19 protein-coding genes are annotated in these 21,186 nt (G+C 46.1%); 13 read left to right on the forward strand and 6 right to left on the reverse strand.

Going from position 1 to position 21,186, the window contains the following annotated elements; translation table 11 throughout:
* Nucleotides 1–62 precede the first annotated feature (62 nt).
* Nucleotides 63–2,309: a molybdopterin oxidoreductase family protein gene (locus tag AC2VDX_RS23280; protein ID WP_378171917.1), complete on the forward strand. Its 2,247-nt coding sequence runs from the start codon at nt 63–65 to the stop codon at nt 2,307–2,309.
* Between the two features lie 59 nt (nt 2,310–2,368).
* Here AC2VDX_RS23280 and AC2VDX_RS23285 read toward each other — a convergent pair whose 3' ends face one another.
* Entirely contained in the window at nt 2,369–2,602 is a 234-nt protein-coding gene (locus AC2VDX_RS23285; protein ID WP_378171916.1) for a hypothetical protein, read from the reverse strand.
* A 996-nt stretch (nt 2,603–3,598) separates the two neighbouring features.
* Between AC2VDX_RS23285 and AC2VDX_RS23290 the strand changes: the two genes are divergently transcribed.
* The 7 genes from AC2VDX_RS23290 (at nt 3,599) to AC2VDX_RS23320 (ending at nt 10,925) form a co-directional block, all read left to right on the forward strand.
* Nucleotides 3,599–5,101, forward strand: coding sequence for a NarK family nitrate/nitrite MFS transporter (locus tag AC2VDX_RS23290; protein ID WP_378171914.1), 1,503 nt, complete (start codon nt 3,599–3,601; stop codon nt 5,099–5,101).
* Nucleotides 5,102–5,495: 394 nt separating this feature from the next.
* A complete protein-coding gene (locus tag AC2VDX_RS23295; protein WP_378171912.1) occupies nt 5,496–6,878 on the forward strand; it encodes a chloride channel protein in 1,383 nt (460 codons plus the stop codon).
* 153 nt (nt 6,879–7,031) lie between these two features.
* Nucleotides 7,032–7,502, forward strand: coding sequence for a nitrate reductase associated protein (locus tag AC2VDX_RS23300; RefSeq protein ID WP_378171910.1), 471 nt, complete (start codon nt 7,032–7,034; stop codon nt 7,500–7,502).
* A gap of 155 nt (nt 7,503–7,657) precedes the next feature.
* Complete coding sequence (locus AC2VDX_RS23305) at nt 7,658–8,587, forward strand: peptidoglycan recognition protein family protein (RefSeq protein ID WP_378171908.1); 930 nt, start codon at nt 7,658–7,660, stop codon at nt 8,585–8,587.
* 344 nt (nt 8,588–8,931) lie between these two features.
* A complete protein-coding gene (locus AC2VDX_RS23310) occupies nt 8,932–9,816 on the forward strand; it encodes a TIGR02587 family membrane protein (RefSeq protein WP_378171944.1) in 885 nt (294 codons plus the stop codon).
* Nucleotides 9,813–10,241: a TIGR02588 family protein gene (locus AC2VDX_RS23315; protein WP_378171906.1), complete on the forward strand. Its 429-nt coding sequence runs from the start codon at nt 9,813–9,815 to the stop codon at nt 10,239–10,241. Before AC2VDX_RS23310 ends, AC2VDX_RS23315 begins: the two co-directional genes overlap by 4 nt.
* An 84-nt stretch (nt 10,242–10,325) precedes the next feature.
* Complete coding sequence (locus AC2VDX_RS23320) at nt 10,326–10,925, forward strand: DJ-1/PfpI family protein (protein ID WP_378171904.1); 600 nt, start codon at nt 10,326–10,328, stop codon at nt 10,923–10,925.
* 225 nt (nt 10,926–11,150) lie between these two features.
* Here AC2VDX_RS23320 and AC2VDX_RS23325 read toward each other — a convergent pair whose 3' ends face one another.
* Nucleotides 11,151–11,540: a hypothetical protein gene (locus AC2VDX_RS23325; protein WP_378171903.1), complete on the reverse strand. Its 390-nt coding sequence runs from the start codon at nt 11,538–11,540 to the stop codon at nt 11,151–11,153.
* 392 nt (nt 11,541–11,932) lie between these two features.
* Here AC2VDX_RS23325 and AC2VDX_RS23330 point away from each other — a divergent pair, with 392 nt between their 5' ends.
* Together AC2VDX_RS23330 and AC2VDX_RS23335 are read left to right on the forward strand one after the other, a co-directional pair.
* Nucleotides 11,933–13,471, forward strand: a complete 1,539-nt coding sequence (locus AC2VDX_RS23330; protein WP_378171901.1) for an FAD-dependent oxidoreductase — start codon at nt 11,933–11,935, stop codon at nt 13,469–13,471.
* A 131-nt stretch (nt 13,472–13,602) separates the two neighbouring features.
* A complete protein-coding gene (locus tag AC2VDX_RS23335; RefSeq protein WP_378171900.1) occupies nt 13,603–14,463 on the forward strand; it encodes an SDR family oxidoreductase in 861 nt (286 codons plus the stop codon).
* Between the two features lie 493 nt (nt 14,464–14,956).
* Here AC2VDX_RS23335 and AC2VDX_RS23340 read toward each other — a convergent pair whose 3' ends face one another.
* Together AC2VDX_RS23340 and AC2VDX_RS23345 are read right to left on the reverse strand one after the other, a co-directional pair.
* Nucleotides 14,957–16,003, reverse strand: coding sequence for a hemerythrin domain-containing protein (locus tag AC2VDX_RS23340; protein WP_378171898.1), 1,047 nt, complete (start codon nt 16,001–16,003; stop codon nt 14,957–14,959).
* A gap of 543 nt (nt 16,004–16,546) precedes the next feature.
* Nucleotides 16,547–17,584, reverse strand: coding sequence for a hemerythrin domain-containing protein (locus AC2VDX_RS23345; RefSeq protein WP_378171896.1), 1,038 nt, complete (start codon nt 17,582–17,584; stop codon nt 16,547–16,549).
* 458 nt (nt 17,585–18,042) lie between these two features.
* On the opposite strand from AC2VDX_RS23345, the gene AC2VDX_RS23350 reads away from it, so the two are divergent.
* On the forward strand, nt 18,043–18,789 hold the full coding sequence (locus tag AC2VDX_RS23350; protein WP_378171895.1) for an LmeA family phospholipid-binding protein: 747 nt from the start codon (nt 18,043–18,045) through the stop codon (nt 18,787–18,789).
* A gap of 119 nt (nt 18,790–18,908) precedes the next feature.
* Complete coding sequence (locus AC2VDX_RS23355; protein ID WP_378171893.1) at nt 18,909–19,427, forward strand: DUF2231 domain-containing protein; 519 nt, start codon at nt 18,909–18,911, stop codon at nt 19,425–19,427.
* Nucleotides 19,428–19,537: 110 nt separating this feature from the next.
* On the opposite strand, the gene AC2VDX_RS23360 is transcribed toward AC2VDX_RS23355, so the two are convergent.
* A complete protein-coding gene (locus AC2VDX_RS23360; protein ID WP_378171891.1) occupies nt 19,538–19,939 on the reverse strand; it encodes a hypothetical protein in 402 nt (133 codons plus the stop codon).
* Between the two features lie 376 nt (nt 19,940–20,315).
* Here AC2VDX_RS23360 and AC2VDX_RS23365 point away from each other — a divergent pair, with 376 nt between their 5' ends.
* On the forward strand, nt 20,316–20,732 hold the full coding sequence (locus AC2VDX_RS23365) for a ribosomal maturation YjgA family protein (RefSeq protein WP_378171889.1): 417 nt from the start codon (nt 20,316–20,318) through the stop codon (nt 20,730–20,732).
* Nucleotides 20,733–20,843: 111 nt separating this feature from the next.
* Here the strand turns inward: AC2VDX_RS23365 and AC2VDX_RS23370 are convergent, their stop codons facing one another.
* Nucleotides 20,844–21,143, reverse strand: coding sequence for a hypothetical protein (locus tag AC2VDX_RS23370; protein ID WP_378171887.1), 300 nt, complete (start codon nt 21,141–21,143; stop codon nt 20,844–20,846).
* Nucleotides 21,144–21,186: the final 43 nt, after the last annotated feature.

Raw genomic sequence — 21,186 nt, forward strand, 5'->3', positions numbered from 1 at the left:
AATTACTAATGACCGATGACTGATGGCTGATGACCGATGACCTATGACTAATGACGAATGCCATGAGTGACTCAACAAAAACCCTCTGCCCCTACTGTGGCGTTGGCTGTGGCTTAGAAGTTTCGCCGCCTGCGGCTGCAAATCGGGAGACAAATCGAGATAGCCAAGGAAATCCGATCTGGAAAGTGCGGGGCGATCGCTCTCATCCCTCCAGTCAAGGTATGGTATGTGTCAAAGGAGCTACGGTTACAGAATCGATTGATAAAAACCGTCTCCTCTACCCGATGATGCGCGACTCTCTGGATGCACCCTTCCGTCGCGCTTCTTGGGAGGAAGCCTTAGATGCAATTGTCAGTCGCATTGGTTCCGTCCTGAACTCCACTGGCCCAGACGCCCTATGTCTATATGGTTCCGGTCAGTTCCTCACAGAAGACTACTACCTTGCCCAAAAGCTTTTTAAAGGAATCTTGGGCACGAATAACTTCGATACCAACTCGCGCCTGTGTATGTCTTCTGCCACGGCGGGGTATTTTTACAGCCTGGGTTCGGATGGTCCGCCTTGTTGCTACGAAGATTTAGAACTAACCGACTGTGCTTTTATCATCGGTAGCAACACAGCAGAGTGTCACCCGATTATCTTCAATCGACTGCGGAAACACCATAAACAGAACCATCACGTCAAAATGATTGTGGTCGATCCGCGTCGCACCACGACAGCCGAAGCCGCCGATTTGCATCTAGCAATTCGACCTGGTACCGATATCGATTTACTCAATGGCATCGCTCATTTGCTTCTACGATGGGGCAAGATGGATGTTGATTTTATTGAGGATTGCACCGCAGGCTTTCCCACCTACGCTGAGGTTATTCAACACTATCCACCGGAAGTTGTCGCCGAACGCTGCGACATTTCCCTGGATGACCTGATAAAAGTTGCCAAAATGTGGGCTGAGTCTAAGTGCGTCCTCTCCATGTGGACGATGGGTTTGAACCAATCTTCCGAAGGGACTGCCAAAGTATCCAGCTTGATCAACTTGCACCTGATGACGGGTCAAATTGGCAAACCCGGAAGCGGCCCTTTTTCCCTGACGGGTCAACCCAACGCGATGGGGGGACGGGAAGTCGGGGGTCTGGCTCATTTGTTGCCCGGATATCGTTTAGTGAAGGATCGCCAGCAGCGAACCGAAGTCGAGCAGTTTTGGAAGCTTCCCGCTGGGAAGATTTCGCCCGTTCCGGGTCGCAGCGCTTGGGAAATTATCACCGGATTAGAGACGGGAGAGGTAGAGTTTCTCTGGATTGCGGCGACTAACCCGGCAGTGAGTATGCCCGATTTGGAACGAACGAAAGCAGCGCTGAAGCGATCGCCTTTTACGGTCTATCAAGACGCCTACTATCCCACGGAAACTGCTGCCTTTGCTCACGTTTTACTTCCGGCGGCGCAGTGGGGCGAAAAAACTGGGACGATGACAAATTCTGAACGAGTCGTCACCCTGTGTCCAGCTTTCCGCAAACCCCTGGGGGAAGCGAGGGCAGATTGGGAAATCTTTGCAGAAGTGGGTCGTCGGTTGGGATATCCCGAACAGTTTGCTTTTACTCACTCATCGGAAATTTATGATGAATTTGTGCAGCTAACACGCGATCGCCTCTGCGACCAAACTGGCATCAGTCACGAACGTCTGACAAAAGAAGGTCCCATTCAATGGCCCGAACCCATTAAAAATGAAAAATTAAAAATTAAAAATGAACCGGAAAAATCTTCCCTCAGCACTCCTAAAAGGCTTTACACCGACTTGCGCTTCTCGACGCCGGATGGACGGGCGCGTTTTGTTGCCAAGCATTCGCGGGGACTCGCAGAACCCCCCGATCCCAGCTTCCCCTTTGTGCTGACGACGGGCAGACTTTACGGACACTGGCACACGCAAACTCGTACCGGACGGATTGCCAAAATCCGCCAAATGCATCCGCAACCATTCATTGAGATTCATCCCCGCGATGCTGCGAATTTAGCGATTCAGGAGAATGACTGGGTGGAAGTGCGAAGTCGTCGCGGCACTTCTCGATTCCCAGCCAAGGTCACTAAGACCATTTCTCCCGGTACGGTCTTTGTCCCCATCCACTGGGGCGATCTTTGGGCGGATGGTGCCGAAGCGAATGCCCTAACTCACCCCGCATCCTGTCCCGACTCCCTGCAACCCGAACTGAAAGCTTGTGCCGTGCAACTGGTGCCGATTGCTGCCCATCTGATGTCTGAGGAGTATTTGCTTACCAAAACTCAATCCAAAGCTTTGTCCTCACCGCTGTCTGTTTGAAGCGATCGCCAAAGCTTTGGTTTTCTCTCACCTGCAATCTGCAAGTTTCTACCAGAAGTTTACTGTTTTGGGGCAACCCGAACCCTATCCACTTTTTCTCCAAAAACGCTCCACAAGCCTGCCTCTCCCAGCGCGGTTGGCGTCTGGGATTGGAGGTTGGCAAAAGTTGAACTATAAACAATCGGAATCAACCCAAACATCAAAGATACCACCGTAACCAGAAGCACCAGCATCAATGGGTTAGAGGGTTCTTGCCGCGCTATCAATACTTCGGGGCGTTCTTGCGTTTTCATTACCAAAACCTTTTGATTAATTTCTAAAAATTGTGCTTTTCTTTAAATCTAGCAAATATTCTGTAGCTTAATATACAAAATTCTTCTTTTACAAAAGTTTAAAATAGCCTGAACTCAATTTCCTTGGCGTTAACGGCTTTAAGTCAATGTTGCAACTATCGGCAGGAAGAGATCGGATTCATCGAGTTGGCATAACCCGATTAGGGACGCAACAGCAATCTGTGTCTAGAGATGGGGCAATGTCATGAAATGCTCAAAGAGTATCAAAACTCTAATTTTGCTAGAGATTCTGAGCATCCGACCAAATAACGCGATCGCATTCTAAGCTCATTTAATTTTTTTAAGCCCTGACAATCTAATCGCTCAAAGACTATCCGCGAAATCTATTAATAAATTCTTACTTAGTAAGATGTGCAGATGTTAACAGGCAGCTTCTAGAGCGTGTGACAAAAAAAACAACAGAAAAATAAACCTAGAAATCCCAACAGAGCGAGGCAGTTTTCATAAAAATTTCCCATAGCTCCCTTTCATCAAAGGGGAGTTATTTGCCTTAAGAAATTGAACGGTTATAACTCAGTAAATACTCAAGAATAAGCACTCCATTACACATTTTGCATTCAAATTATGCAAATTTTGCAATATAGAAGAAAGAATACTTCATAATACAGATACAATACCTAACAAGATAGAGATTTCAAAAAGAAATCTGCCTTTTGTAACAAATTCTACCAACTCAGATTATTCAGTTCATTAATCTAAGAAAAGCGCTCATTGCTAAAAAAAAGTAACGGTCAGCAGCTCGGCTCAATAAAGTGAGATTTTATGTTTGAACACTTTCAAGCAAAAAATAAACCTAACCCCGTGGCAATTGTCTAATTCCGTAAATTTTTTCTCCTGGGATTTATCTCCACGATTGAATCTATAAAATTTACGCCAACCCCCAAGAATAGCTCCGCGCTTTGATGCATACTTTACTTGAAAAAAAGAGGTTCTGAAATGTCCGGATTATGGTCATTTAGCGGTCGATACCGCATCTTACACCTGACCTGGTTTGCTTTCTTTTTAACCTTTGTCGTTTGGTTCAACTTCGCCCCTTTTGCCACAGCGGTGAAAGCAGATTTAGGTTTAAATGAAGCCCAACTCAGAACTCTCGCCATCTGTAACGTTGCACTCACCGTTCCGGCTCGGATTATTATCGGCATGATTCTGGATCGCTATGGTCCTCGGATTACCTATTCATGGCTTTTGATTTATGCGGCGATTCCTTGTCTGATGTTTGCCTTTGCACAGAATTTTTCCCAATTAGTTTTAAGCCGCCTAGCGCTGAGCATTGTCGGGTGTGGATTTGTTATTGGCATTCGGATGGTGGCGGAATGGTTTCCCCCGAAAGAAATTGGCTTAGCAGAAGGCATTTATGGCGGATGGGGCAACTTTGGCTCGGCGGGTGCAGCGTTTACCCTACCGACAATTGCGGCAGCAGCAGCCTTTTTAGGGGCGGGTCAAGTTAACTGGCGGTTTGCGATCGCGCTCACCGGAATTGTTGCCGCTATCTACGGAGTCGTTTATTACTTCAACGTCCAAGATACTCCTCCTGGCAAGGTTTACGAGCGTCCCCAAAGCAGCGCCGGAATGGAAGTCACTACCCAGAAAGACTTCTGGTTTCTGCTGCTATCAAACATTCCCTTAGTCGGCGTTTTGGGTCTAATTGCTTGGCGCTTAAATCAAGTCAAATTCCTTAATGTCACTCAATTGTACGTAACCTGGTTTCTGCTGCTGTGCTTGTATGCATTCCAAGCTTATAACTGTTGGAAAGCAAATAAAGGCTTGATGACTGGTAAAAAGCGATACGCCTCTGAAGATCGCTATCAATTTGGTCAAGTCGTCAATTTAGAAATCGCTTATCTTGCCTGTTTTGGCTCAGAGCTAGCCGTTGTTTCCATGCTCCCAACGTTTTTTCAAAGAGGCTTTGGATTGACAGAGGCTCTAGCCGCAGGAGTTGCCGGAACTTATGCTTTTATGAACTTAGCGGCTCGTCCCGGAGGCGGCTTAATTTCTGACAAGATTGGCAGCCGGAAGTGGACTCTGGCGGCAACACTTGCTGGTATGGGAGTCGGCTATTTAGTGTTTAGCGGTCTGGGTGGAAATATCCCCTTAGTTGGGGTAGTGATTATGACCATGATTGCTTCCTTCTTTGTCATGGCAGCAGAAGGTGCGACCTTTGCGATCGTTCCCCTGATTAAGCGGCGCGTAACGGGCCAGATTGCTGGGAATGTGGGTGCTTATGGCAACGTCGGAGCGGTCATTTACCTCACCGTCTATAGCTTTTTACCTCAGGATGCTGCGGGCGATCGCATCTTTTTCCAGATGCTGGGAATTGTTGGCTTAATTTCAGCTAGTATTTGTGCCTTTCTGCTCAAAGAACCGGAAGGCTCTCATGAAGGTGAAGAAATCGGAATAGCATCGTCAAAAGCTCCCGTTTTCTCGCGCGAACGAGAATAAAGTTAATCTTGACAAAAGTGCTAATTGGTAATAGATAAAGTGTCAGCACTTATACCCAATCAGGTTTAATGACTGACTTTTTCTAAAGCCAGCTTGGTAGGGGTGGGATTGAAACTCACCCCTACATTTTTATAGCGTGTAGGCAGGGGTTTATCGATGTGTTTGGCTACTCATGGATAGCGCCATGTGCAACTTTTTCTTAGCCCCCAATTTATCGGTGGTTGGGGGCTAAGAGATGTAAAGCTTCAGCAGGTGGGATGCTCCCTTACCAATTTAGGTAGATTCTTCGTATTCTCGCTGGAGAAAGTTGTTTTGAATACATATAGACGGGTGATTTGGGATTAAGTTAACCTTGCTTTCCCACTCACACTGCTAGTGACTTTGAGGAGATTTTATGTCATCTCCCGATCGAACAACCGCCAGCAACGAACATAACGTATACGCTGATACATTACCAAACAATTTCAACGATACTAGCGAACTTACCTATCAGCAAATCATTCTCTGTTCCGCAGTCATTGGAATTGCTGGAGGATTAGTTGCAACGGTTTATTACTACGTGCTGGAAGCCAGCCTGCATTTTGTTTGGCACACGCTTCCTGATGTTTTGAATCCTTACTTTTCTACCGGATTTCCCGCCTGGAATTACGTGTGGATTGCTACCACAATTGGGGGATTTTTTGTCGGTCTCACGCTGCACTTCATGGGTCTTCCCGGTGAAGTTTCTTTGGTCGTTGATAAAGTACACGATCCAGGACGAATTTCTCTGCGCCAAACCCCGGCAATGATTGTTGCCTCCCTGTTTTCGATTACAGCCGGTGGCAGTGCTGGTCCTGAAGCCCCGCTGGTGCAAATCAATGGCAGTTTTGGCGGCTGGCTGGGTCAAAAGCTCAATCTGACTCTGGCGACAACCCGCGTGCTGACTTTCTGCGGCATGAGTGCGGCACTTGGTGCATTCTTCGGTGCGCCTTTGGGTGGCGCACTCTTCGCCCTAGAAATTCCCCATCGTCGGGGACTGGAATACTACGAAGCGCTCATCCCTGCCGTGCTTTCGGCAATCTTAAGCTTTTTTGTATTTCGATTTAACACGGGGTTGACGATTGGTGGGATGTATCACTTTGCCGCAACTCCTAAGCTTTCGCTGATGAATTTGGGCGAAGGCGCACTGCTAGGGGCGCTAGGGGCGCTGATTGCGATGATCTTTATTGTTCTGTTCCGTAGTATTGGGTACTTGATTGGGTACATCGAACATCACACGATTGCGCTTGCTACTTTGGGAGGGTTAGCGATTGGACTGATTGCTTTAGTGTTTCCTCAAACGCTATTTTTTGGCGAAAAGGAAATTCATACGATTGTCGAAACAGGTTCGACGTTTGGGGTGACAATGTTGCTAGCGATCGCGTTTGCGAAGATGCTAGCGGTTAGTTTCACCCTCCACTCCGGTTTCCGGGGAGGATTCATCTTTCCGCTGTTTTACATTGGTGCGGCAGTTGGCTTGGCGATTTCTCTAGCTTTTCCCCAAATCCACCCGACAATCGGTATGATCTGCATGATGGCGGCAGTCAACGTGGCGGTGACAAAAACACCAATCAGTACCACTGTGATTCTCAGCGTGCTTTCAGACACAGCGATGGTGCCCGTTCTGGTGATTGCCAGTTTTGTCAGTTTCCTGTTGACTACCCAAGTATCGTTGATTCAAACACAGCGATCGCGGACGCCCAGCGGGTTGCAAACCAGCCCGATGCCGCTATATGCCGCTGCTCGTGACTTTCCATAAATCAGCCCTTGAATCCTGCCGACATTGAAAGCTTTTCACCCTCGCGGTAATGCTCCTAGTAGTCGCATTTTATGCCTTTAGGAGCTTTTTACTTGGAGAAGTCATTCATCAAAATTTTTGTTGTTTTTAATGTATTAATTGCCCAAAAAATTAATGAAACCTGACGAATCTACAGATAATTTCTTTCAATTTGAAGCCGACTTTGTAGAGTCCCTGCGTTGCATTCCTATGCAAGTGCGGATGAAATTAGACACTTGCGGCGTCAAACTAAAATTGCCTCACTGGCACCAATTTAGCCAAGCGGAACGGCAAACCCTGGTAGAGATGCCCTGTACCACAACAGATGAAGCTCAAGCCTACCGGCAATTACTGCACCAATTAGTTGTAGAACACACGGGCGTCCCTCCGAGTGACCTTCCTATAGAACCTCACCCAGACTGGATGGATGCCACAAAAGTACCCGCTAGCATTCAGGAAAAGGTAGCGGAATTTGGAGCAATACTGACACCTCAACAATGGGCAGAACTCACTCCAGCCCAGCGCTTTGCCCTAATCAAACTCAGCCGCCCCAGTCACGAAAACCAGAACTTTTTACCAGCACTCCAAGAATTTCACTTAATCTGAGCTATCAAGAAATGTGAAAAAAATTGCTGCTTACCTTGCTGCGGCATAGTTATTAGGTTACAAACGATGCTGGCAGTGCTAGAGAAAGCGTTTGTACCCTTGTCCCATCGCGCTGATCGTTCATCTGCCAGTCAACTTTAGAGGACATATTCAAGATGCCTTTCACCGCTAGCGTTATTTCATGCCAAGAGTGGGGTGCCAGACCCCCCAAACAGTGGTCAGAGGAAACCACACCCAAATACGTCGTCATTCACCATACCGATACGCCCAATCCCCCCAGCGATATCTCGAAAGGAACTGTGGATGGAGCGAAAAAATTTGCCAAAAGTGTCCAGAATACCCACATGGATGTTTTCGGCTGGTGGGATTCCGGTCACAATTTTTTGAATACAACTGGGGGCATTCTCTTAGAAGGAAGAAATGGTACTTTAGCAAAAATTAAACGAGGTTTGTGTATTCGCTCGTCTCATGCTGGCAATTCTCTAGGCAACGAATCGCCGGGAATTGAAAATGAAGGCAGGTTCATGACCCATCAGATGGGCGAAAAACAATGGAATAGTTTAGTTGATTTATGCGCTTCGATTTGCAGTTCCTGCAAGATTTCTCCTGACAATATCAAAGGGCATCGAGATTTTTCTGCCACTGATTGCCCTGGTGATTGGCTATACGCTCAACTGCCGCGTTTGCGTCAAGCCGTTCGTCAAAAGTTGGGTGAAATCGGTGTTCCGACGGACGATGGTTCTTTAAGGGTGGGATCGAGAGGCGAAAAAGTTAAACAATTGCAGCAGTTGTTGAAAGACAAAGGCTTTAATCCGGGTCCCATTGATGGTAGTTTTGGTACGGGCACAGAAGCGGCTGTGATTGCTTTTCAGAAATCCCAAGGGTTAAAGGCGGATGGAGTTGTGGGAACAACTACCTGGAATGCGCTGACCAACCCCACACAAGTACCTCCAGTTAATCTGGTGAATATGTGCAAATACTACCAAGGGTTGCCTCATCAAGATGATGCGCTGGAGTGGCTTCAGACGCAGATTCCTAAAGCAACTCTAGATGAGTTTGGGAAAAGATGGCGCAAGCCAACTTAGAAATCGGGGAGAAAAGTCAGGAGTTAAGAAAACAAACTATTGAGAATTTTCTCTTCCTCCTGGCTTTTGTCGGCTTCGACAGCAATCCTTGCAGCAGTTGTCAAATTCTTTTTTCTCTTTCTGGAGCGCCCTGGGCGTTCTGGAGCAGTTCGTTTCTTCACAAATCAAATAGGACTGCTATCGGATGATTTACGTTATTTGAGAGTTAGGGTTTGATAACATTTAATTTAAGAGATAAGTTGACGAACGGCTTACCGCCAGCTCCATCTGTTGTTGCTCCCGGCTTTTTTGCCGGAGAATGACTTTTGGCTCGGCATCAGCGGATGAAAAGCCGATGCCCCTTAATGACGATGAAACGCGCTCGAAAACATAAACCCGAAAAAATTTGGTTGAAAGAATGCGATGACCTAATTCGGGGTGCCGCTGGTGGGTTTTTATTTGGAATTCCACTGCTGTACACGATGGAAGTCTGGTGGATTGGGTCGTTCACCGAACCGCCGGTGATGCTAGCAGCGATCGCTGCCACGTTTGTCGTCGTTTTCCTGCTCAATCGCACGGAAGGCTTCCGCAAAACGAAGGACATTCGACAGAGTGAAGCCGTGATGGATACCATTGAAGCGATCGCTATCGGGATTGTCTGCGCGACTTGTATCCTAGTTTTGTTGCGGGAAATTACTCTAGATACATCTTTGGGTGAAGCGCTGGGAAAAGTAATCTTCGAGAGTGTACCGTTTGCTTTGGGTGTGGCGCTGGCGCGTTCTCTTTTAAGTGGCGATCGCTATCAGTCTTCTAATAGCCAGGACAATCCCTCATCGGCAAACGAAACAACCATCAATGCTACTTTTACAGACATCGGCGCTACTTTGATTGGTGCGACCCTGATCGCTTTTAACATTGCGCCAACTGACGAAGTTTCTATGCTAGCCGCCGCCTCGTCTCCCCCGTGGTTGCTGGCGATTATGGTAGCCTCAGTGTTGATTTCCTATGGCATCGTCTTTCAGGCTGGCTTTACTAATCAACAACAACGTATGCAGCAGCAAGGGATCTTCCAACGCCCTCTCAGTGAAACTGTTTTTTCCTATTTAGTCTCGATCCTGGCATCTGCCTTGATGTTGTGGTTCTTTCAGCAACTTAGCTTTGACGATCCGTGGCAAATGTGGTTGAGCTACACGTTGATACTAGGGCTACCAGCAACAGTTGGCGGTGCCGCAGGAAGGCTGGTAGCATGAGTCAAGCTCATCAAGACCCCGATTCAGCCGAACAGCAACAGCGATCGCCGCGATCGCCTGCGGAATGGGTTTCCTTTGCGATCGCTACGTGTATTGTGGCGCTATTGGTGGGACTGGTGCTGTATGACTGGGTAACGCAGAAAAATCAACCCCCGATTCTATCAGTCACCACTAAAGAAAGAGAGATTCGTCAAAACCAACAGCAATTCTATATTCCCTTTGAAGTTACTAACATTGGCGGAAAAACTGCTGAGTCAGTCCAAATTATCGCTGAGTTGCGCGTTAATGGGAAAGTTGAGGAAACTGGCGAACAACAGATCGACTTTCTCTCTGGTGGCGAAAAGGAGGAGGGGGCGTTTGTGTTTAGCCGCAATCCCCGCGATGGCGAGTTAGTCGTGCGAGTATCTAGCTACAAGTTACCTTAACTATTAAATTTCTTAGCGTTTTTTGCGTCTTTGTGTTGCAAATTCTTTATAACCAAACTAGGAAAGTAGATTTGGTATTAAAAAATGGCTGCCAAAAAAATCTTGATGCTCGTCGGTGACTTTGTTGAAGACTACGAAGTAATGGTTCCTTTCCAGGCATTACAAATGGTTGGGCATACTGTCCATGCGATTTGCCCCGATAAGAAAGCTGGGCAAACTGTTCGTACAGCAGTCCACGACTTTGAAGGCGACCAAACTTATAGTGAAAAACCCGGTCACAACTTCACCTTAAACGCCACCTTTGATGAAGTGGAAGCGACAGAATACGACGCCTTAATAGTTCCTGGTGGACGTGCCCCAGAATATATCCGTTTGAACGAGAAAGTATTAGAAATCACGCGCCACTTTGCCGAAGCAAATAAGCCGATTGCCGCAATTTGTCACGGGTTGCAAGTTTTGGCAGCGGCGGGAGTGCTGGAAGGCAAAAGTTGCACGGCTTATCCCGCTTGCGGCCCGGATGTTAACCGTGCGGGTGGACTTTACGTGCATATTCCGCCAGACGAGGCAATGGCTGACGGTAACTTAGTAACGGCACCCGCTTGGCCTGCTCATCCTAACTGGTTGGCAGAATTTTTGAAATTGTTAGGAACGAAGATCGAGCATCAAGAGATGGTTGCGGTTTAACTATCCTAACCTTATCGAAGTTAGATAATTTACTTGTCTTAGCTAGGACTTACGCAGAGATCCCCCTTGCATCCCCCGATAAATTGGGGGACTGGAAAAGTCCCCCCCTTTTTAAGAGGGGGTTGGGGTGGGGGGATCTCTTGGGATTGAGCATCAATAACCGAGAAGTATTGTATTAGAAACCCGGTTTCTCAATCAAAAACGTTCTTTTTTACTTAAAAAAAACTACTGAATCGACTGTTCTCTTGTCTCGGTATCCAGCTTATCTACTCGATTACGCAAACGTTCCAGCTCTAATTTATAGGTTTCTAATTGACTTTTTGTAACCGTTAAACCTTCTTGAGGAACTCGATTTGTAACAGAATTATTAATCAGTTGTTCGACTTGATTTAAGCAGGCATTCAAACCAGCGGCAAATTCATACCGAGTTAAAGGTTGATTGCCTTGATAAGTGCGATCGCTATTTCCACTTAGACACCCATAACGCTCTGTTGGAGGTGGCACAGTTTGAGAATTTGGAATAACTTCCTGTGCAACTGCACTGTTTGCTAGCAGCAAAGCCATTCCCAAAACGACTGGACTATATAAAAGTACATTCTTAAAAAAATTAGACATTTTTAATTCCTTGCACTTAGCTTGCAAAAATATAACTTTAAGTCTGCTGAAATAGAGACTTTTCTTTTATATATTATAGGAATAACAATAAACAAGCTATGTATAGATAAATGGCACTGACTTAAGGCTTGTAGGTTGGGTTGAGCAGGGCGAAACCCAACACCTTCCTTGATTTTTGTTGGGTTTCGTGACCTCAACCATTCCCTACGATAGGACTTTTTTTTTATATCTTATTGTAATAAAAATCAACTGGCTATGTGTAGATTGCTGCTGGGGAAAGTGCCAGTTGACTTACTTCTAATTACAGATACCAGATTCTGACTTTAGACGTTATCCCAGTAACAGGGGAAGCGCTACGTATAAAAATTTATACTGTTTAAGGAGAACGCTGAATGAATTTACCAGGAACCTCGGTCTCTGTTTGGCTCGACACCACAGAAGGGACAAAATACCCGCAATTGACAAGTGATATCAGCGTCGATGTCGCTATTGTAGGCGGCGGCATCACTGGCTTAACCGCCGCGTTGCTATTGAAACAGGCTGGATTAAGGGTTGCAGTGATTGAGGCATCGCAGATTGGCAGCGGTGTCACCGGCTATACCACTGCCCACCTCACCGAAGCGGCCGACGAACGCTACAAAGACCTAATTTCCTCCTTGGGTGACACGGATGCCAAGCTGGTAGCAGAATCCAGCCGTGCGGCGATTGAACGCATTGCTAAGTTTGTGGCAGAAGAGAAGATTGATTGTGATTTTCAGCGAGTGCCGGGATATCTTTACACTGAAAAATCCCAGGATGTGTCTGAAATTGAGTCAGAGGCGGAAGCTGCTAGCAAGTTGGTGATTCCGGCTGCTTTGACAAAGGACGTGCCACTGCCATTTCCGGTAAAAGCGGCGGTGATGTTCCCCAATCAAGCGCAGTTCAACCCGATTCCCTATCTCCAAGGACTTGCGAAGGCGATTGACGGCGGTGGCAGTTTTATTTTTGAGCAGTCATCTGTTGTCGATATCACCGGCGACAAGCCGAGTCGAGTTTCTACCGAACAGGGCACGGTAACGGCTCTAGATGTGATTATTGCTACTCATACGCCGATTCATAACCTGAACAGCCTCCCCGACTTGTATGTAATGTCCACGAAAATTGCCCCGTATCGCTCTTACGTTATCGGAGTGAGATTGCGATCGCCTTTACCGGAAGGACTGTTTTGGGACACCGAGGAGCCGTATCACTATACACGCAGCTACAAAGACCTGCTGATTGTTGGCGGTGAAGACCACAAGACGGGCGAGGATGTAGATAATCAGGCGTGTTTCGAGCGGTTGGAAGCGTATGTGCGCGATCGCTTTGATGTGCAATCAATCGATTATCGCTGGTCAGCTCAATTGTACGAGCCAGTCGATGGTCTACCCTATATCGGGACAACCGCAGCTAATTCTAATATCTACGTTGCCACCGGCTATTCTGGCAACGGCATGACCTTCGGCACCGTTGGCGGGATGCTGACAAGCGACTTGATTCTGGGACGGACGAATCCCTGGAGCGAACTTTACGACCCCAATCGGGCGAACATTATAGCCAGCGCCCAGCGGTTTGTGACGGAGAATTTGGGCGTCGCCAAGCACTTTGTGGTCGATCGGCTTTTCAAGTCGGAGGGCAATGAACCCTCTGACGTGCCACCAGGCGAAGGCAAAATTCTTGACATCGACGGTAAGAAATATGCCGTCTACCGCGACGAAACAGATTATCTCTGCTCGCTTTCTCCGGTGTGTACCCACGCTGGATGCATTGTTGACTGGAACAACGCCGAAAAAACTTGGGATTGCCCTTGCCACGGTGGACGTTTCAGCCCTACGGGTGAGGTACTAAATGGCCCGCCGATTACCGATCTAGATCAAAAAGAACTGCCTAGTCAATTTACAACGAAAAGTTAACTTCATAACTTTTCTTTTCCCCCTCCAGATTGATTAAGTCAATCTGAGGGGTTGTTAGCGTGTTGGGTGAATAGAAACAATAAATCCTCCTCTGGATTTTCAATTTTTTAGACACGTTTAAAAACACACTTATGCAAGCAGAGCAAAAGCTACAGCCACCGCAACATCAGAACCATCAACCGGGTATTGAATCAGAAATGACGCCAAGACCCAAGGCAGACGATCGTAAATATCAAGGTAGCGACAAATTACGCGATAAAGTGGCGCTGATTACCGGCGGTGATAGCGGCATTGGTCGCGCAGTTGCCATCTTTTTTGCTAAAGAAGGAGCTGACGTGGCAATCGTGTATCTGAACGAACACGATGACGCCCAAGAAACTAAACGGCTGGTAGAAGAAGAAGGTCGCAAATGTCTGACGATTCCTGGTGACATTGGCGACGAAAAATTCTGTCAGCAAGCCGTACAAAATACGGTTACGGAGTTCGGGAAACTCGATATTCTCGTTAACAATGCTGCCGAACAACATCCTCAGCAAAGCATCGAAGACATTAGTGCCGCACAGCTTGAGCGCACGTTCCGGACTAACATTTTCTCAATGTTTTTCTTGACAAAAGCTGCACTCAAGCACCTAAAAGAAGGCAGCGCGATTATCAACACCACTTCGGTGACAGCTTATAAAGGGAATCAGCAGCTGCTCGATTATTCGTCTACTAAAGGGGCAATTGTTGCTTTTACGCGATCGCTCTCGCAATCTTTGGTTGAAAAGGGAATTCGCGTCAATGGCGTGGCACCTGGCCCCATCTGGACGCCACTCATTCCCTCCACTTTCCCAGAGGACAAAGTTGCCTCTTTTGGTAAACAAGTGCCGATGCAACGGGCTGGACAGCCAGAAGAAATTGCGCCTAGTTACGTCTTTTTGGCGTCAGATGACTCTTCTTATATGTCCGGTCAGATTTTGCATCCCAACGGCGGCGAAGTCGTCAACGCTTAAGGCTGAAATGACTCCCCATTCTTCTTGAAAGCAACAGAAACCCATTTTCCAACCAGAAAACGGGTTTCTTGATATAGCAATCCTATTTAAGTTGTGCACGAGTATTTGCTTTAGTAGAGACGCGATTAATCGCGTCTCTACAGGGGTTTGCGAATCATTTAGGACTGCTATAGATGCTGGAAGTTAGCGATCGCATCGGGATGCTCCCGATTTTTTTTTGATTAACTCAGCGCAGTAGGTTGGGTTGTAGCTTGCTTCCGCGTAGCGGTAGGACAGTCAAACCCAACAAATGTTTATGGGTGTTGGGTTTCGTTCCTCAACCATTCCCTACGCAAGTTTTGGATTTTTAGCTTCTTCGTGAACCGTATTGCCTTAAAGCCAAATTTGAGGACGAGACTAGGGTAATAAGAAAGCTCCCACCACTTAAGTGGCAGGAGTGCAGATGTCAGTTAAGTTTCAAGAGGTATGGAGTACAGATTGAACGCGCTTGCGACTACTTCATCGAAGCCGCCATTTCTTGCTGAATTTTGCTCTTGGCAGCTTTGAATTCGGTAGACATTTGCTCTTTTTGCTCGCTGCTGCAATTTTTGTCAATGGCTGCGAACATCGTGCTTTCTTCTTGACGGATGTGATCGCCAACTGCATCCATCAACTGCTTAATTTTTGATTTGAACTCGTCGGTAGAAGAGGGGTTGATAGCTTTAATTTCATCCAACATCCGCTCCATTTCGGCTTGCTCATCATACAGCTCTTGAGTATTGTCGTCGCCGTAGAAAGAGCGAACTCTGGGGTAGACCACTTCTTCTTCGGCTTTAGCGTGTGCCAATAAATCTTTGTAGAGCTGCCCAAAATATTCTTGGAGTTTTTGAGGATCGTTAGTAGCCCCAATTTCCGTAAAGATGGTATTGACCTTGCTATGATCCAGGCGGATGAGCGTCTGGATGTTCATATCTTGCTTATCGGTGTTTTGGGTAACGGCGCTACCAAACACACCTGACAAGGCTGCAACAGCATCTTGAACTCGTGCCCACAGTCCCTGATCTGCGTCTTTTCCAGTGAGTTCGCGGACACCCACGAGTTCTAGCATTCCTTTGAGTTGTTCCTGGTGAGCGCGGTTCTCAAAGTTAACAGTATTTAAAGGTCCAATCGCCAATTCAATATCAGCACCCACGACTTGGGCAGCTTTGTGAACCACAATTCCGTTCATCACCTGACCGTGCTTGAGCAGTTCGTGCTGAAGTAATTTCTGGTAGAAAGACAGCTTATCACCAGACATTAGTTCTTCGGTCTTCTTAACAAATTCTTTGACCGTATCGTGAGCTTCAGCAGGATTGCCATACTGAACAATTACTGTTTCTAGAATGCCCAGGTTTTTCTGGTCGTCATTGAGCATATGCTGCAAGCGATCGCGCACATCTTGATCGGGACTGGCACCGATCAGTGTTTGCTCGTTAGAAATGATTAAATTTTGCGTCGCTCTCATGTCTGCCAATTTTTGAGCGATCGCTATGCGCTTTGTATCGTCAAGTGTTGATACCATTTTTGTTTCTCCTCTGAAATATTATGCAATTTGGATCTTTCTTAACAATCTCACAAGCTCTTAAGCTAATTCATCTTTCTCTCGACTGAATCCTAAAGTATTGTTTATAGATAGGATGAACATTTTTAATTGTTAGCCTTCTATTTATTTAATCTAATTATTGAAAATTCTACTTTTGATAGGTACCAAAATTACTATTTTTGGCTATATTTCATGGATTCATAAAAGCAAGTTTCCCTAAAATATAGCCGTAAATGATTCGTGACGGCGAGATCCGCGACTTCTCCAAGAAGTCGCGGATCTGAAACGCTGGTATCTCTCCACTAAAATAGGATGACATACTTTATTTATTCGATAGAAACCGTAAAATTACGCACTCTAGAAAGATTAACCAGTTAAAACATTAAATCTAGGAGGCTAACTTCTACACCATCCTAGATTTAATTTCTTTGTTACCCCGATGGGAATTAGCGATCGCCTTGATTAAATCTAGGGAGGCTATCTTCTAAGCCTCCCCACAGATTTAATTCTGTTCCGACACTACTACTTGCTAGAAGCTGCCATCTGGTCTTGTAGCTGGCTCTTAACGGATTTAAACTCGCTTGCCATTTGTTGTTGTTGCTCGCTGCTGAAGTTATCGCGCAGCTTAGGCAGCATATCGTTTTCTTCCTGATTAATGTGATGGTTAATGGCGTCTTTTAGCTGCCGAACTTTAGCTTTGAACTCAGAGGAAGAGGGACTCATCGACTTAATTTCGTCCAGCATCCGAGCTTGCTCAGCTTGCTCATCATACAGATCCTGCGTGTCCTGATAATAGGAACGCACTGCTGGATAAACAACTTGTTCTTCGGCTTTAGCGTGAGCCATCAAGTCTTTGTAAAGTTGACCGAAGTATTCTTGGATCTTTTGAGCATCGTTAGAATTCTCAATTTCCATAAACAAGGTTTTAGCCTTGCTATGATCCATGCGAAGAATCTCACCGATGGTCATATCGGAGCGATCGGAAGTTTGGGTGACAGCACTACCAAATACCCCAGATAATGCGGCAACGGCATCTTGAACCCGTGCCCACAGTCCTTGATCCGCTTCTTGTCCGGTTAGTTCGCGAACACCCAGAATTTCCAACATACCTTTGAGTTGCTCTTGGTGAGCGCGGTTCTCAAAGTTAATGGTATTCAAGGGAGTAATAGCAGCTTCAACGTCAGCGCCAACCACTTGAGCAGCTTTGTGAACGAGTAGACCAGCCATTGTTTGCTTATGCTTAAGCAATTCATGCTGAGATACTTTTTCAAACAAAGTCAGTTCAGAACCTTCCATTAGTTTCTGAACTTCATCAATCATTTTGGTTGTTGTTTCCTTGGGTTCGGATTTGACACCATACTGAACAATCACAGTGTCGAGAACGCCGAGGTTTTTTTGATCGTCATTGAGCATATCTTGTATGCGCTTGCGAAGATCATCATCCGCGATCGCAGAGATGAACTTTTGCTCGTTAGCAATTAGCAAGTTTTGCAGCGCTTTCATGTCTGCCAACTTCGTGCCAATCGCCATGCGCTTGGTGTCATCTAGTGTCGTTACCATTCTTTGTTCTCCACTGAATAATCACAGGATCGGAATCTATCTCGAAGATAGTCATCCAACTTCAGTGGATTCATCTCTCTTTTGACTGATCCCCCTAATCTAACCGAGAAAGAACGCCAAATTATCATTTGCTCTATCCAAAGATAGAAAAGCTTCGATGTTTCAGGATTTTTGTTTTTTAGGTTGCTCTAGAATATTGTTTTTTGGATTAGATGTCATCTATCGGAAATCAGATTTGAAAAGTTCAAATAGCCTGAACGTTAGTCACGAGGAATTAGTGGGTTTAGTTTATTAAAGATAGCTTTTTACCCCTATCTGAAGAATGAAATATTGGCTTTGAGTTTGTGTATAGCCGATCACTTTGTCTCCATTCCACCATCAGGCAGATACACTTCTTAACACAAGTCGCTAGATTGACTCAATAACAGACTCAACAAGACAAGGGCAGGAGATACGGAGTGACGACTAATAAGGATGCTTCTTTGGGGCAGCAGGCACTTAACAAAGCAGCTGAAATAGGATTATCTAGCCAACTCGATGAAGTGGAAGAATTAGAGGTAGATGTCCAGACCGATCCACTTAAAGTGGTTCAGGGACAGCTGGATTCAGTCACCATTGAAGGCGAAGGTTTGGTGATGAACAAAGACCTCCGGATGGAGGAAATGAAGATGGAAATGACTGGCATCTCCATCAATCCCCTCAGCGCTGCTTTTGGTAAAATTGAATTAACCAAACCCACTGACGCAAGTACCCGCGTTGTGTTGACGGAAGCAGACATCAACCGAGCATTCAACTCGGAATTTGTCGGCAGTAAGCTACAAAATATGCAGGTGCCAGTCAATGGGCAACCGATGACCATTGACACCAAAAAGGTAGATTTCCGCCTACCAGGTGAGAACAAAGTTGCATTGAGTGCCAACGTGCTGCTGGGCGAAACCGGAGAAACCAAGCAAATTGCCTTTACGGCAGTGCCCCGAATTGGTGCAAACGGGCAGAAGGTCAATCTGGAAGACGTTGAATATACCGAAGGCAAAGAACTATCCCCTGAACTGACGGCGGCGCTGTTGGAAAAGGCAAGCGAACTGTTGAACCTGAGCAACTTCGATCTGCAAGGAATGTCGCTTCGCATCAAACAATTAAATTTAGAATCAGGAAAAATGACGCTTTTGGCGGAAGCGCGCGTGGAGCAAATTCCTTCAGGCTAGTGATGAGCGGTTCGCGGTTCGCGTTTAGTCGAGTGGGTTACGATCGACAACTCAAAGCTAAAGCTAACAGCGATCGCCTGCTTTCACTTGTATAACTCATAGAATCCATAGAGAAGAACATGACACAAACTCCCAATCTCCCGCCGCTGATTGAAAGTGATGAGAGCGATTATCAAGATAGCGGGGTGACAAGTACAGTAGCGATCGCAGGACATCCCCTGCATCCATTGATCGTCACCTTTCCAATTGCTTTTCTGACCACGGCAGCAGCAGCCGATCTCGCCTACTGGTGGACTAAGGATCTCTTCTGGGCACAAGCCTCTATCTGGCTAATCGGCATTGGCTTGGCAAGCGGCGTGCTGGCAGCCCTGACTGGCATGATGGACTTCCTGAGAATTGAACGAGTCCGCAAGCGCAGCGCTGGCTGGGCGCACATGGTACTGAATGTCGCCGCCTTAGGGCTGACAATTGCCAACTTTGCACTGCGTTGGGGCAACACCTCAGGAGCCATAGTGCCTACGGGACTTACAATCTCAATTATTGTGGCGATCCTTCTCGGTTTGTCGGGTTGGTACGGAGCCGAGCTAATCTATCGGCATAAAGTTGCTGTGATCGGCTACGGCGATTCAAATAGATAGAAAAAATAAGCAGGCGACATCCACATCGCCTGCCAACTAATTTAAAAATCTCTCCTACGCCTGGGTAGCTTAGCTAAAAGGTAGAAGCAGCAAAAGCTAAATTTTTGATGTTATATCACTCCTGGCCCCTGATGACGCTTATCACCTTCCATCGTCAGCTTCCCTTCCTCATCATCCTTTAATTCTGAGAGGGCTTCAGCGCGTTCGGCAGCCTCGGCTTCTTCTTTTGCTCTCAAGTCTCCAGGTTCATCCACATACATTTCGGGTTCTACCGCATAGTTATTTAAAAGACCTTCTTTGTCTACCGTGTAGCCATCTGTAGTGTCGATACTTCCATCGTTTGTTTGATCGTTAGTGGGGGATTTTTTCTCATCAGTTTTCTGTGGAGTTGTTTTAAATGCATTCCCCTCTCTTTCTCTACGTGCTGCGGTTTCCGCAGGTACAATCCCCCGATCGTAGTTATCCTCACCAACTCGTTGACTGCTGTCTGTGCTATCTGGTTGATTATTCATGAGTATTTTCTCCCAACATATCAGCTTTAGAAAATAAGACTATAATTTTTTGTATACCTTTATACTCTACCTTGAGTATTAGATTGCCAAAGTATAAAAAATATATATAATATTGCGAAATAAGTTACGACTAGCATATAAATTCATCCCTTAGTTAAGGAAGAAAAATTGAACTCTTCTCTCTGCTAGATAATTCAGTTGAATGAAGACATCAGCCAGCTCGTTGGCGCAACTTTAGTTTAAATCAGGACTTATGCAAAGCTTATACATATAGCGTTCTTGTCGGTTCAATCCCCCTGTGGTTGCCCTCAGATGTGGTGATGTGCGGCGAGTCCTATAAATGTATAGAGTACAGAACTGCTTGGAAGTATAGCCAATGCTTCGAGACGCCAACTACATCAAACGGATTATCCTCTCGCTACTGATTATTGTGCCGCTGGGATTGCTATCGAAGAGATACACCGGCTTTGGTCGCAGCTGGGTCAATGATTTCTCAGGTGATATTTTATACGAAATATTCTGGTGTTTATTCGTATTTTTGCTGATTCCGAGTCGCAAAGCGATGAACCAAATTCCAATTTGGGTATTCGGCATCACCTGCACGATCGAATTTCTGCAACTGTGGCACCAACCTGTTTTGGACTCGATTCGCTCTACTTTTCTGGGCAAACTATTGCTCGGAACCACGTTTTCTGGGTGGGATTTCCCTCATTATCTGCTCGGTTGCATCATCGGCTGGTTATGGTTACGGCAAATTGTCAGGGTTGACAAAGCTAAAACCACGATTAGATAATATAACTAGGTAAGGTGATTAGATAATCGGTAATTTTCAGTAGTTCTTAGCCTTTGGTTTGTGGCTAATGACGAATGACTGATTAACCCGAACGGGATGCCCTAACTTGATTTAATTTTTTAACTTTTCTCGCCAGTTTTTCAGCCTCGATCTGTTTTCTTTCAGCATCAAGCTCAGGGCGATTAGCCGCTCGGATAGTACGATCAGCTCTTCGCTCGTGGCTATTAGCTCCTGACTTTCGTCGATTAGCTTAGATGATTTGGTGAGCAGGTAATCTGTTCTGGTTGTTAGTTGTTGTTGGTATATCTCAGAATCTTGCTTTTCTAATTCCGCCAAATCTAAAGAATTTTGGGTAATTTGAAACCGGGGCTGTCTTTGCCACTTCCTGTTGCTAGTCTTATATTTTGCCATGATGTGAATCCAGTCGATGGAGGTGGCTGGTGTGGTGTTGTAC

It is taken from the genome of Coleofasciculus sp. H7-1 (assembly GCF_057473865.1).

What these genes read in the sequence shown, in the direction of transcription:
- AC2VDX_RS23295 (WP_378171912.1), top strand. Translation starts at nt 5,496, where the DNA reads ATGTCATCTCCCGATCGAACAACCGCCAGCAACGAACATAACGTATAC.
- AC2VDX_RS23310 (WP_378171944.1), top strand. Translation starts at nt 8,932, where the DNA reads ATGACGATGAAACGCGCTCGAAAACATAAACCCGAAAAAATTTGGTTG.
- AC2VDX_RS23370 (WP_378171887.1), bottom strand. Translation starts at nt 21,143, where the DNA reads ATGGCAAAATATAAGACTAGCAACAGGAAGTGGCAAAGACAGCCCCGG.
- AC2VDX_RS23365 (WP_378171889.1), top strand. Translation starts at nt 20,316, where the DNA reads ATGCTTCGAGACGCCAACTACATCAAACGGATTATCCTCTCGCTACTG.
- AC2VDX_RS23340 (WP_378171898.1), bottom strand. Translation starts at nt 16,003, where the DNA reads ATGGTATCAACACTTGACGATACAAAGCGCATAGCGATCGCTCAAAAA.
- AC2VDX_RS23325 (WP_378171903.1), bottom strand. Translation starts at nt 11,540, where the DNA reads ATGTCTAATTTTTTTAAGAATGTACTTTTATATAGTCCAGTCGTTTTG.
- AC2VDX_RS23285 (WP_378171916.1), bottom strand. Translation starts at nt 2,602, where the DNA reads ATGAAAACGCAAGAACGCCCCGAAGTATTGATAGCGCGGCAAGAACCC.
- AC2VDX_RS23300 (WP_378171910.1), top strand. Translation starts at nt 7,032, where the DNA reads ATGAAACCTGACGAATCTACAGATAATTTCTTTCAATTTGAAGCCGAC.
- AC2VDX_RS23360 (WP_378171891.1), bottom strand. Translation starts at nt 19,939, where the DNA reads ATGAATAATCAACCAGATAGCACAGACAGCAGTCAACGAGTTGGTGAG.
- AC2VDX_RS23330 (WP_378171901.1), top strand. Translation starts at nt 11,933, where the DNA reads ATGAATTTACCAGGAACCTCGGTCTCTGTTTGGCTCGACACCACAGAA.
- AC2VDX_RS23315 (WP_378171906.1), top strand. Translation starts at nt 9,813, where the DNA reads ATGAGTCAAGCTCATCAAGACCCCGATTCAGCCGAACAGCAACAGCGA.
- AC2VDX_RS23335 (WP_378171900.1), top strand. Translation starts at nt 13,603, where the DNA reads ATGCAAGCAGAGCAAAAGCTACAGCCACCGCAACATCAGAACCATCAA.
- AC2VDX_RS23320 (WP_378171904.1), top strand. Translation starts at nt 10,326, where the DNA reads ATGGCTGCCAAAAAAATCTTGATGCTCGTCGGTGACTTTGTTGAAGAC.
- AC2VDX_RS23290 (WP_378171914.1), top strand. Translation starts at nt 3,599, where the DNA reads ATGTCCGGATTATGGTCATTTAGCGGTCGATACCGCATCTTACACCTG.
- AC2VDX_RS23355 (WP_378171893.1), top strand. Translation starts at nt 18,909, where the DNA reads ATGACACAAACTCCCAATCTCCCGCCGCTGATTGAAAGTGATGAGAGC.
- AC2VDX_RS23345 (WP_378171896.1), bottom strand. Translation starts at nt 17,584, where the DNA reads ATGGTAACGACACTAGATGACACCAAGCGCATGGCGATTGGCACGAAG.
- AC2VDX_RS23305 (WP_378171908.1), top strand. Translation starts at nt 7,658, where the DNA reads ATGCCTTTCACCGCTAGCGTTATTTCATGCCAAGAGTGGGGTGCCAGA.
- AC2VDX_RS23280 (WP_378171917.1), top strand. Translation starts at nt 63, where the DNA reads ATGAGTGACTCAACAAAAACCCTCTGCCCCTACTGTGGCGTTGGCTGT.